The 12,355-nt window shown below is 60.0% G+C and carries 7 protein-coding genes and 1 tRNA gene; 6 read left to right on the forward strand and 2 right to left on the reverse strand.

Going from position 1 to position 12,355, the window contains the following annotated elements:
* Positions 1 to 59: 59 nt before the first annotated feature.
* Complete coding sequence (gene tamB, locus AXW79_RS12355; RefSeq protein ID WP_005309764.1) at positions 60 to 3,875, forward strand: autotransporter assembly complex protein TamB; 3,816 nt, start codon at positions 60 to 62, stop codon at positions 3,873 to 3,875.
* Between the two features lie 129 nt (positions 3,876 to 4,004).
* Here the strand turns inward: tamB and AXW79_RS12360 are convergent.
* A tRNA-Tyr gene (locus tag AXW79_RS12360) sits at positions 4,005 to 4,089 on the reverse strand.
* Between the two features lie 125 nt (positions 4,090 to 4,214).
* On the opposite strand from AXW79_RS12360, the gene AXW79_RS12365 reads away from it, so the two are divergent.
* On the forward strand, positions 4,215 to 4,724 hold the full coding sequence (locus AXW79_RS12365) for a VC2046/SO_2500 family protein (protein ID WP_005309766.1): 510 nt from the start codon (positions 4,215 to 4,217) through the stop codon (positions 4,722 to 4,724).
* 96 nt (positions 4,725 to 4,820) lie between these two features.
* On the opposite strand, the gene hpf is transcribed toward AXW79_RS12365, so the two are convergent.
* Complete coding sequence (hpf, locus tag AXW79_RS12370) at positions 4,821 to 5,159, reverse strand: ribosome hibernation-promoting factor, HPF/YfiA family (RefSeq protein ID WP_005309768.1); 339 nt, start codon at positions 5,157 to 5,159, stop codon at positions 4,821 to 4,823.
* A 371-nt stretch (positions 5,160 to 5,530) separates the two neighbouring features.
* Between hpf and AXW79_RS12375 the strand changes: the two genes are divergently transcribed.
* The 4 genes from AXW79_RS12375 (at position 5,531) to AXW79_RS12390 (ending at position 12,299) form a co-directional block, all read left to right on the forward strand.
* Positions 5,531 to 8,029 carry a putative bifunctional diguanylate cyclase/phosphodiesterase gene (locus tag AXW79_RS12375; RefSeq protein ID WP_005309770.1) on the forward strand — a complete coding sequence of 833 codons (2,499 nt, stop codon included), beginning with the start codon at positions 5,531 to 5,533 and terminating at the stop codon, positions 8,027 to 8,029.
* Positions 8,030 to 8,132: 103 nt separating this feature from the next.
* Positions 8,133 to 10,049: a transglycosylase SLT domain-containing protein gene (locus tag AXW79_RS12380; RefSeq protein ID WP_034283268.1), complete on the forward strand. Its 1,917-nt coding sequence runs from the start codon at positions 8,133 to 8,135 to the stop codon at positions 10,047 to 10,049.
* 179 nt (positions 10,050 to 10,228) lie between these two features.
* The gene (locus AXW79_RS12385; RefSeq protein ID WP_034523272.1) at positions 10,229 to 11,227 is read left to right on the forward strand and encodes a LacI family DNA-binding transcriptional regulator; all 999 of its coding nucleotides are present in this window, start codon (positions 10,229 to 10,231) and stop codon (positions 11,225 to 11,227) included.
* 259 nt (positions 11,228 to 11,486) lie between these two features.
* A complete protein-coding gene (locus AXW79_RS12390) occupies positions 11,487 to 12,299 on the forward strand; it encodes an NAD-dependent epimerase/dehydratase family protein (RefSeq protein WP_011898912.1) in 813 nt (270 codons plus the stop codon).
* Positions 12,300 to 12,355: the final 56 nt, after the last annotated feature.

Below are 12,355 nucleotides of genomic sequence, written 5' to 3' on the forward strand. Positions count from 1 at the left end.
TCGTTTGAACGCACGTTTCTTTGGCCGCTGCGGCTGCATGTTTCGCGGGGGTCTGCACTGTGATCTGGGTAAAACGCATTTTTCTCTGGCTGATGGGGCTGGTCTTCTTGCTGCTCATCGGCGTCAGCCTGCTGGGGTTCACCCACCAGGGCAACAAGTGGCTGTGGTTGCAGGCCAGGGCTGCGCTGCCTTCTCTCAAGGGGGAGCTGGTGGCTGGCCAACTGGGTTACGGCTGGACCCTGGAAGGGGTCGGCTGGCAGGATGAACTGGTGGATGTCACTGTGGATCGGGCCGTCCTCGACTGGGATCTTGGCAAGCTGCTGCAGGGCAAGCTCTGGATAAAATCCCTGTCGGTTACCCATCCCGTGGTGAAGGTTGCCGAGTCTGAACCGACACCGGAAACGCCATCGGAGCCTTTTGTCTGGCGGCCCTTGCCGCTGAAAATCCAGATCGACAGCCTCAAGGTGGCAGATCTGGATCTGGCGGTACCCGGGGTCGCGGTAACCCTCACGTCGCTGGATATCGGTGCTTCCCTCAATCGCAAGGGGCTCATAGTGCGCGGGCCCGTGCTCGATGGCCTGAGCGTGATCCTGGCCGAGACACCGCCTGCCAATGCAGCCAAGCCAGCTGCCGACAAGGCTGCCAGAGAGAAAGCGACCAAAGACAAGGCGACTGCAGACAAGGCCGCCACCAAACCCATGCTGAGCGCCAAGGCGCAGCAGGCGGGCAAGGGCAAGGCAGAGCAGACAGCACCCATAACCTTGCCTGCCATTCACTTGCCATTCCCGATCCAGCTGGAAGGTTTGCATGCCACCAAGCTGCACTACCAGCAAGGGGAGCTGATCGAAGGGCTCGATTTTCTGCGGTTGTCGGCCACGGCAAAAGAGGAGCGCATCGAGGTGCGCGAGCTCTCCCTGCGCCATGCCATGGCGGATCTGGCGCTCAAGGGCCATGTCCGGCTGACCGAGGATTATCCGCTGGCGTTGACCCTGGATGCCAAAGCCCGCAAGGGGTTGCTGGATGGTGAACTGAAAGGGGAGCAGGCGACCCTGACCCTGGGTGGCTCAGTGGGCAAGCTGGCGCTGGCACTGCAAGCCAAGGGGCCTGTGGCCGCCAACCTCAAAGGGTCATTGGCTCCCCTCAACCCTGACTTGCCGTTTGACCTGGCGCTGGAGTGGAAGCGCCTCGGCTGGCCCCTGCACACCGTCACCAAACAAGCAGCCAAGGACGAGCCCGGCTATCAGCTGGACAAGGGCAGCCTGACCGCCAAGGGCAAGCTCTCTGCCTACCAATTTGCCTTGAATACCGCCGGCAAGGGCACGGATGTGCCCCCCTTCAAGCTGGCGCTGATGGGCAAGGGGGATCTGGAACAACTCAACCAGATAAACCTGCTGCTCAACGCCCTGAAAGGGGAGCTCAAGCTCGATGGCAAGCTGGCCTGGAACAAGGGGGTTCGCTGGCAGGGCACCACCGAATTCAAGGAGATCAATCCCGCCGAACTGGTGCCTGAACTCAAGGGCAAGCTGGCGGGCAAGATAGTCAGTCGTTTCGAGCTGAGCGAGGCGGGTCACTGGCAGTTGCAACTGCCCGAGCTGAAAGTCGAGGGCAAGCTTAATCAGTATCCGCTCGCCATCCAGGGCGAGCTCAGCGGCAACGACAAGATGGAGTGGCAGATCCCGGCTCTCGCGCTGCAAAGCGGTCCCAATCGGTTGCAGGCCAAGGGCAGCCTCAGTCAGCAGGCGTGGCGACTGGATGCGGATCTCGATGCACCCAATCTGACGGGGCTCTATCCTGGCCTGAAAGGGGACATAAAGGGACAGGTGCGTCTGACCGGTAATCAGAAAGCGCCGCGGGTCACTACTGAACTGGTCTCCAGCCGTCTCTATTATGCGGGCACGGATCTGAAAGGGATCGCCATCAAGGGCAATGCTCTGGTCGGTGACAGGCCGGCCGGTGAACTGGCGCTGACGGTGGCGAGTCTGGTGCAGGGAAAAACCACCCTCAGTCAGCTGGCCCTGACGCTCAGTGGCGACCTCAACCAACATGTGCTGAGTCTGACCATGAAGGGCGATCCGGTTGCGGCCAACCTCAACCTGAGCGGCGGGCTGCGCGGAGATCGCTGGCGTGGTGCCTTGTCGGAGCTCAAGCTGAAGACGCCGTTGCGGCGCTGGGAGCTGACCGCCCCCTGGGCCCTTGATCTCGATCTGCCACGCCAGCGGCTGACCATGGGGGATCTCTGCCTGACCTCCCAGGGGGCCAGCCTCTGCGTCAAGGGGAGCCAGGTCTCGGCCCAGCAAGGAAGCCTGGAGTTTGCCCTAAGCGAGTTTGATCTCAAGCGCCTGCGTCCTTGGCTGCCGGAAAACTTCCGCTGGCAGGCGGTGCTCTCTGCGGATGGTCGCGCCAGCTGGCGTGGCAATCAGCCGACACTGCATGCCAATGTGCGCACCACACCGGGCACCTTCGTGGCTGATGGGCTCAAGACCGATTATCAGCGCCTCGAACTGGGGGTGGACTTTGAACGCCAGCAGGCGGCGATCCGGCTCGACTTCGTCTCCAAACAGATAGGTCATATCGATACCGATCTGCTGATCAAGGATCCGGCCGGTCGTGGCACTCTGTCGGGCCAGCTCAAGTTTGATGACCTCAAGCTGACGACGTTTGCCCCCCTCATCCCCGAGGTGCGCTCCCTGCAGGGGGTCATCTCGGCCGATGCCCGCTTCGATGGCACACTGGCGTCCCCTCTGCTGTTCGGTCAGCTCAACCTGCTCGATGGAGAGGTGCAGACCCACTCCGACATGGTGACCCTCTCCAAGCTGGTGACCCACCTCAAGATAGAAGGCAACCGGGCCGAGCTCGACGGTACCATGCTGGTGGGCAAGGGCCCGCTGGCGCTGGGTGGCTGGCTGAGCTGGGCCAGCATGCCGGTGACGGGCAGTCTCACCATTCAGGGCAAGGAACTGGAAGCCCAGTATCCGGGCATGGGACGGGTGCGGCTCTCCCCCGACATCGCCATCTCGCTGGGAGAGGAGACCCGGGTCAGTGGTCAGGTCGATATTCCCTGGGCTCGGATCCTGGTCAAGAGTCTGCCGGAGAGTGCTGTCTCTGTCTCCGACGATGTGACTGTGATCTATGACGACCTGCCGCCTGTGCCCAAGGCGGCGCCACTGCCGATGGCAATCAAGCTGGCCGTTCGGCTCGGGGACGACGTTCGGCTGGAGGCCATGGGGCTCAAAACCCGGGTAGGCGGTGGCATCAATATCAGCCAGGAGCCTTCCCGGCCACTGGCGGGCAACGGTCAGCTGGTGCTCAACGATGGCCGGTTCAAGGCCTATGGTCAGAACCTCATCATCAAGGATGGCCGCATCCTCTTCTCCGGCCCGCTCGATCGACCTTTCCTCAACATAGAGGCCTATCGGGATCCGGATACCATAGAGGACAAGGTGACGGTCGGGGTGCGGGTGACCGGGCCGGCGAGCAAGCCCAAGATCACCGTCTATTCCGAGCCGCAGATGGCACAATCCGAACAGCTCTCCTATCTGCTGCGCGGCAAGGGCTTGCAGACCAGTGGTGAAGATGGTGGTTTCAACGGCCTGCTGGTGGCCGGTGCCGTCAGCCAGGCCAATGGCGTGGTCTCCAGCCTGGGGGAATCCCTCGGCATGAGCGATGTGGCGCTCGATACCGCCGGCAGTGGCAACAACACTCAGGTGACCCTGTCGGCCTACCTGTTGCCCGGTTTGCAGTTCCAGTACGGGGTCGGTGTGTTCAGCCCCATCGCCGAGTTCAAACTGCGGTACGAGCTGATGCCCAGACTCTATCTGCAGGCCATGAGCGGCGTTGCTCAGGCGGTGGACATCTTCTACCGCTTCACCCTGTAGGGCAGGGGGATGCAAAAACGGGAGGCCTTGGCCTCCCGTTTTCATGGGGCAGTGTGAGGGGGGGGGTCACACGGCATCCTGATGGCCATAAATGCGAAAACCCGGCGCCAGGCCGGGTTTTCTGAAGAGTGGTGGAGGGAGAAGGATTCGAACCTTCGAAGGCAGAGCCGTCAGATTTACAGTCTGATCCCTTTGGCCGCTCGGGAACCCCTCCACAAGTGCGAGGCGCATACTAACAGATCTTCTGTCGTTGTGAACCCCTTGGCGGGATTTTTCCTGCTCAAAGGATCCGATTTGCGGCCGATAAGCAATGAAACCACTATTTCCAAGAGTTATCTCATGTTACCCAGCGCGATTCGTGATCAGCTGTTGGTTGACGAGGCCCAGCTGGGGCAGCGTCTCAACCGTGATCTCCAGCACGGAGACAGGGCCGACTTTCGTCTGCACCTGGCCCTGCTGACCGATGCTGTGGAAGAGCAGCCCTGGTTCGATCCGGTGCGGGTTTCCAAGCCAGATACCCGGGTCTGGCGCAGCCATTTTGAACTACCGGCCGTAACCCCCTTGCAAGGAGGCGAGGATGATGGGGGCTCTGCGCACCTCAATGAGCGGTTGCAGCAGGGGGGATCCATGGTGGATGTGAGGCTTTGGCTGGCGCTGCGATCACCGCCTTTGCTCGGCCCGCAAGCTGCGCTGGATCCTGCCGTCTATGACAACCTCTCTCCCCTGGGTCGCGAGCGCTGGCAGCACAAGCTGGCGGATCAACCAAGGCGTGACGATCCCTTGCTCATGTTGCCAGTCCTCAATGCACTGCAAGAAGGGGTGGATACACGGTTGCACTGGTTAAGTTGAGGACAGCGGCACAAGCATGAAGGGGATCGTACCAAAGTCAGCATGCAAAAAGGCGGGAAGATCCCGCCTTTGAATTCGAATTGATGTGATTGCGGATTATGCGTCGGCTTCGTCCGGCTGGGGAATTTCCTTGGCACTGGCCGCCGCCCGACGGGCAATGGGTTTTTCGATGTGACGGGTGAGCTGACGCTCCAGCTTTTGCCCCAGTTCAGTGATGGCGGCGTAGAGATCCTCGTGTTCTGCCTGGGCAAACAGTTTGCCGTTGGGGATGCCAGCAGTGGCTTCAATGATGAACATCAGACGCTCTTTGGAGACAATCACATGAGGTGTGATGAGAGGCACCTGAAGACGTTCGAGCTTTTCAAAGCGGGATTCAATGCGCTCGCGGATAGCCGGGGTAATGTCGATGATTTTGCTGGTAATTTCGATTTTCATATTGGCCCCCTTCGGGTCGTCTTGCTTGTGTCTTCACCTTCAGATTACTCATGGGGGAATAATGAAATGTGATCTGGGTCACGAAATGAGCCCTTTACTATCACGGGACATATAAATTGTGATCTTTTCCCGTTATGCACCAAAAAGCGCTTGAGCTCCATGAAACAGGCAGGCAGTATGGGAAAACTTGGATCGTTTCTGTCCCTTCTTGGCAGCGCCGCATGTCGACCTCATGTCCGGTTTCCACCGCTTAGTCTCGCATCTTTCGCACTTCCCGCCGCACCTCGTCATGCCGTAGTGCGACCTGTGAATGTGGGCGCTATCAAGTTATTCGGGCATTGAACGTGGTTGTTGTGGTGTTGGAGTAGTACATGAAACAGCAAGCCACTCAAATGATGTGGTTTTATGATCGACAACAGGAGCAGTGGAGCCTGTCCGATCATGCCTCTTACCAGCTTTGGCAAGGGGAGGGCGCACACCCCTGGGCCGGTCAGCTGGCTGCAGATGATGAACCCGGATTCTCCGATTTTCTCTCCAGACTCTATCACTCGCACCAACCGGCCCAGTTTATCGGCCATTTGAACGATGAAGAGGGGAGCGTGCGCCACGTGCTCTGGAGCGGTCAGTACATCCCCGCCCAGCAGGTTTGCTGTGGCTGGCTTGCGCCGCTCGATACCACCCGCAGCACCCCCTTGCCTGCCGAGTTATCCCAACAGCTTCCTCTGTTGCAAGACCCCCTGTTGGCCCAGCTGGCCCAGGCACTTTCCGCCAGAACCGGGCTCGATTTCTTCGATACCCTGGTCAATCAGCTTGCTCATATTCTGGTTGCGGATGCGGTCTGGCTGGCAGAGCGCACCGGCGGCGATCGCCTCAAGGTGCTGGCCTGTCACGGCATCGACCTCAAGGAGTACGAGCTCGCTGGCATGCCCTGTCATCAGGTTTATCGGCGCGGTGAAGCCTGTGTGGTCACCCTTGAGGCCCATTGTCAGCTCAATCCCCAGCTAAAGGCGGGGCAGCGTTATTACGCCCAGCCGCTGTTTGACCGAAATGGCCAGATCCTGGGTCATCTGGCCCTGCTTTTCTCCGGCGAGATTGAGATCCCCAATCTGGGCTCAGTACTGACCATCTTCTCCGTGCGTATGGTGGCCGAGCTGGAGCGACTGCAGAGCGACGCCCAGTTGCGGCTCTCTGCGGTGGCGTTTGAAACTCATGAAGGCATTATCATCACGGATCCTGATTTCAAGATCCTGCGGGTCAACCATGCCTTCAGCCAAATTACCGGTTTTGACAGCCAGCGGGTGATAGGTCTGCATCTGGGCAATGAGCTTTGGTCTGGGCTTGATGGCCTTGGCTACGAGCTCAATACCCTCAACCGCTGGCAGGGGGAGACTCAGCGCCTGCACCTCGATGGTCACACCTATCCCCAGTGGGAAATCGTCACGCCTGTGCAGGATGACAAAGGCGTTATCAGCCACTTCGTCATCTGCTTCGAAGACATCTCTGAGCGCAAAGCGGCTGAGCGCCGCATTCAGGATCTTGCCTATTACGACGAGCTGACCGGCCTGCCCAATCGCCGTCAGTTGCACGAAACCCTGGCGCAGGCATTCAGCGAAGCGAGCCGTGACAACCTGATCGGGGCCCTGCTGTTCATCGATCTTGATCACTTCAAGACCATCAATGACTCCCTCGGTCACGCTACCGGCGACTGGCTGCTCAAGGAGGTATCCAGCCGCCTCAAGCGATTGGTGCGTCAGGGGGACTGCCTGGCCAGACTCGGCGGTGACGAGTTCGTGCTGCTGCTGCCCTCCCTCTCGGCCAGCCCGCCTCAGGCGGAGATGCAGGCCGACCTCATCGCCGAGCGGCTCATCAGCGAGATTGCTGCGCCTTACAACCATGGTGTGCAGGTGCTGCACATAGGTGCCAGCGTCGGTATTACCCTCTTTCCTGGGCGTGAGCAGGGGGTGGATGACTTGCTCAAGCAGGCTGATACCGCCATGTATCAGGCCAAGTCGGCGGGCCGCAAGACCCGGCGCTTCTTCGATGCCTCCATGCAGCAACAGGCGGATCGTCGCTTGCTCATTCATAACGAATTGCGCAATGCCTTGAGCCAGCAGGAGCTGACGCTCTATTACCAGCCCCAGCACATGGTGGAAGGAGGCGACATCATAGGTGTTGAGGCGCTGATCCGCTGGCAACCGCCGGGGAGGGCACTGGTCTCACCGGCCGAGTTCATTCCCATCGCCGAGGAGACGGACCTCATCGTCGACATCGGCAACTGGGTGCTGCACGAGGCGTGCGCCCAGTATGTGCTGTGGGAGGAAAACGGCATCCATATCCCCCAGCTGTCGGTCAATGTGAGTGCCAAGCAGTTCCATGCCACCGATTTTGTCGAATGTATTCACGACGTACTGGCGGCGACCGGCATGGACCCCGCCTGCCTGAATCTGGAGATCACGGAGTCGGTGGTGCTTGGGCATGCGGAAGACACCATCAGCAAGATGAGTGAGCTCAAGGCCATTGGCATCAGCTTCGCCATCGATGACTTCGGTGCCGGCTACTCCTCCCTGAGTTACCTGAAACGGCTGCCGGCCGATGAGCTCAAGATCGACCGCTCCTTCATTCAGGACATTCCCAAGGATGGCGACAACATGGCCATCGTCGAGGCTGTCATCGCCATGGCGCGTCACATGGGGTTCAACGTGACGGCAGAGGGGGGGGAATCCCGCCAGCAGCTGGAGTTCCTGCAAGCTCAGGGCTGTCATTTCTATCAGGGTTACCTCGCCTCCAAGCCGCTGCCTGTGCCCTATCTGGAGCGCTATGTCCGGCGTCTGACCCACAACGACCATACCTGTGTGGTGGCAGAAAAATAGTATGGTGGGCGAGCTGTAGCCCTTGATGTTAACGGGTAGAATTAGTGGACATGACACCACCGCCAGCGGGCGGTGGCATTGCTGCCCAATGGAGACGTCTTTGGTGAAAGCCGTGCAGGGAATCATATTATCGGCGCTGTTCGTGCCAGGACTTCTGATGCCAGTCGCGGCACAGACAATGGATCAGTCCCTCTATCGTCAGGCTTATGACGCAGTACGTGCCAACGATCAGGCTCGTTTCCAGCAAATTCGTGCCCGTTTGACCCATTATCCGCTGTTGCCCTATCTGGATTATTACCAGCTGGCCTTTCGGCCCGGGGCGGCAGACTATGACAAAGTAACCCGTTTCATTCGCGAACACGGCGATACGCCACAATCCAATCGCCTGGAGCGCAGCTACCTGACCCATCTGGCCCAGAGCCAGCAGTGGTCCCAGTTCCTGCGCTTCTACCCGGCCAAGCCGAGTTCCACCGATCTGCTCTGCATGCACTATCAGGCCCGCTACTACACGGGACAGCAGACCCAGGCCTTGCAGGAGGCGGGCAAGCTCTGGTTGAGCGGCCAATCCCGTCCCGATGCCTGTGCCCCTTTGTTCCAGCTCTGGCAGCAGGCCGGATTGCGCACTCAGGAGAAGGTCTGGACCCGCATGACCTTGGCGTTTGAAGCGGAAAACCCCAACCTGATCCGCCATCTGGGCGCCCAACTCGGCAGCGGCATGCGGCCTTACGCCGATCAGATGATCGCCTTGTTCGAGCAGCCTGCAAGGGCGATGAATCCGGCTTACTTTTCCACGGCAGCGCCCTCCCGGCGACTGCTGTCACTGGGACTGGCCCGTTATGCCAATCAGCAGCCCGAATCCGTGTTGCGCCAGCTTGCGCCAGCTCGCTCCCGCTTTGGTTTGACACCTGCCGAGGTGGCGCCGGTGGAGCGGGCTGTGGCCCGTCGCCTGCTGCTGGATCGATCCATTGCCCAGCGCAGTTGGGTGGATGCCACTGTCGTGCGGCTCGATGACCCGGATCTGCTGGAGCTCAGAGCCCGCCTTGCCATCTGGGAACAGGACTGGCGCGGCCTCTCCGGTTGGGTCAAGCGCATGCCGATGGCCTTGCAGAAAGAGGACCGCTGGCGTTACTGGCTGGCCCGCTCGCTGGAAGTGCAGGGGCAGAAGAAACCGGCGCGGGATCTCTATCTGGAAACGGCCAACTTGCGCGGCTTCTATGGCTTCATGGCGGCTCAGCGTACCGGCGTGCCTTATCGCATCAAGAACCAGAGTGCCGGCACCAAGGTGCCTGACTGGCGTACCGCAACTCACCGCTGGCCCTTCCTGCTGCGGGTGCGTGAGCTGCTGGACATGAACGAAATCACGGCGGCGCGCGCTGAGTGGGTCCACAACATGGATCGCAACCCGGTTGCCCAGCGCATCGAGTTCGGTCATATAGCGCTCAATCAGGGTTGGCATGAGCTGGCTATTCTGGCCAGCATCCGCGCCGAAGCCTGGGATGCGATCGAGTTGCGTTTTCCCAAACCCTACAAGCAGACCTTCAGCCAGATGGCGCGGGAGCGCTCGGTCGATATGAGCCTGCTTTATGCGGTGTCGCGCCAGGAGAGCGCCCTCTACCCGCGGGCAGAATCGCCGGTGGGGGCGCGCGGCCTGATGCAGTTGATGCCGGGTACCGCCAAGGAGACCGCCAGCAAGCTGGGGGTGCCTTATCGCAATCCCGAGCAGTTGTTCGAGCCTACCCTGAATGTCAGGTTGGGGAGTGCCTACCTCAAGCGCTTGCTGGATGTGTATGACGGCAACCGTATTCTGGCGACGGCGGCTTACAACGCCGGGCCGGGGCGGGTGAAACGCTGGCGGGAGCAGAGCCGCAATCGGCCAATGGATGTCTGGGTCGAGAGCATCCCCTACAAGGAGACGCGCAACTATGTGCAGAATGTGCTGTCGTTCGATCTCATCTACCAGCACAAGCTGCAACAGCCGTTGCGCTTCATGTCCGAACGCGAGCTGAGTCACGCTTATTGAGACGGCAGCCGCCCTGGCGGCTGCCCAATTCCCTTTCCTTCCCCAAAATGGTTATTATCCCACAAGGTTTTGTTACAAAAGGAAACCTGTCAGGTGATCGGGCGCCACGTCTTGGTCTGACAGGTTCGATATAATCGCCCGATCAACACAGACAGGCTTCCCCAACAAAGGAATTGATAGTGGCAACGATTAAAGACGTTTCTCGGTTGGCCAATGTGTCCATTTCAACTGTGTCGCGGGTGATCAACAACACGGCACAAGTGGCACCAGAAAAGCGTGTGGCCGTATTGGCGGCCATGAAGGAACTGAATTTTCGTCCCAACAGTTTTGCCCAGGCGCTGGTCAGCAAGCGATCCAACTGCATCGGCGTACTGGTAGGGGACCTGTGTGGTGGCCCCTTTTTCGCCCAGATGATGCGCGGCATCGAGACCATGGTCGACAAGGCGGACAAATTCACCATCGTCATGTCCGGCAACCATGATGCGGCACGTGAGCGTCATGCCATTCAGGCGCTGCTGCAGCGCCAGTGCGATGCCTTGATTTTGCACAGCAAGGCACTGCCGGACGAGGAGCTGAGCGAACTGGTGGCAGGCAATACCCCCATTGTCTTCATCAACCGACAGGTACCGGGTGCAGAGGATCGCTGTGTCTGGCTGGATAACCAGGCTGGTATTACCACAGCGTGTCAGCATCTGCTGGATGCCGGGCATAGCAAGATTGCCTTCGTGACCTCGGATGACGAAGAGTTTGTGGATGGCTTGCAGCGGATGGCGGGTTACCGCTACGCCCTGCAACGGGCGGGCATCGAGCTGGATCCAGCGCTGATTGGCCGTGCCTTCGCCGATGAAAATGGCGGTTATGTGGCCATGGGCGAGCTGCTGGAGCGGGGCGTAGAGTTCACTGCCGTGCTCGGTTTCAACGACGCCATGGTGGCGGGAGCCATCTCCTGCCTGCTGGAGCGTGGCTACAAGATCCCGCAGCAGATCTCTGTGGTGGGTTTTGATGACATCCCTTATGCCCGTTACATCTATCCCAAGCTCACGACAGTGCGCTATCCCATCGAGGAGATGGGCGGCCGAGCTGCCGAGCTGGCCTTGCGTCTGCTGGATCACAAGCCGGTCGACGGACTGACGCTCAAGTTCGAAGCAGAACTGGTCAGTCGCGAATCTGTCGCCTGATGAGATGAAATTGGCCCTGAATGGGCCAATTTTTCACTGACTCCGCATTAAAAATTGAAACCGTTTTCAGAAATCCTTTTCAACTGTGATCCGCTTCAAAGCTTTTTGGCCAGCCTGCCACTAGCATAGGCCCCACGAATTAGGAGCCTGCGCTCCCGATTTTCCCGCTGTGGGAGGTAACTGGTCAATCCAGCTATTTCCTTCGTTACTTTCGACGGTCATCATGGATGGCCGTTTTTTTTTGCCAGGATTTTTGCCAATGACAACAGAATGCAGGAACCAGACGGGAATAGTGGGAGCCGGTTGGCTGGGGTTGCCGCTGGCGCGGGCGTTGCAGGCGCAAGGCAAGGCCGTGGTAGTGACGGTCAGCTCGGCCGAGAAGGCCGAGCGCTTGACCGCCGAAGGCGTGAAGGCCTGGCCACTGCAGCTGTCGGCCCGGTTGGATGCTTTGCCGCTGGTCTGCCGCGAGTTGGTGATCTGCGTGCCACCGAGCAAGACGGAGGATTACCCTGCGGCCATCGCCCGGTTATGCCAGCGGGCAAGAGCTGCGGGTGTGCAGAGAGTGCTGTTCGTCAGCGCCACTTCGGTATGGGCGCCAGGGCAGGGGGAAGGGGAGCCGCCCAGACCCGGCCACGCCAGAGGGGAGCGAATGCTCGCAGCCGAGCAGGCTGTGTTGACCGCCGGTTTTGAGTGCGCCATGGTGCTGCGCCCCGCCGGTCTTTACGGCCCGGATCGCCATCCCGGTCGTTTTCTGGCGGGCAAGACTCTCGATGGCGGAGCCCAAGCGGTAAACCTGGTGCATCTGGATGATGTGGTGGCGGCTTGTCAGCTGATGCTGACGCACGCAGAAAACGGGGACGCCTATAACCTGAGCGCTCCCGTGCATCCGCGCCGCGAGCAGTTCTATCCATTTGCGGCGCGCCTGCTCGGCTTGCCGGCACCCAGCTTCATCGAACCTGCCGGGACCTTTGCCCCCATCGAGGGCCAGCTTATCTGCCTGCGCCTCGGTTTTAGCTACCGCTGGCCCGATCCGGCCCACTGGTTTGCCGAGCAGGCCGCACTGGGTCACTGAGGCTGCCTAGCCTTCGTTCAATTGTGTTTCCCTGCCGGGTAACATGCGGCTCCAAA

The sequence above is a fragment of the Aeromonas salmonicida subsp. salmonicida genome (genome assembly GCF_001643305.1).
Taxonomy (GTDB): domain Bacteria; phylum Pseudomonadota; class Gammaproteobacteria; order Enterobacterales; family Aeromonadaceae; genus Aeromonas; species Aeromonas salmonicida.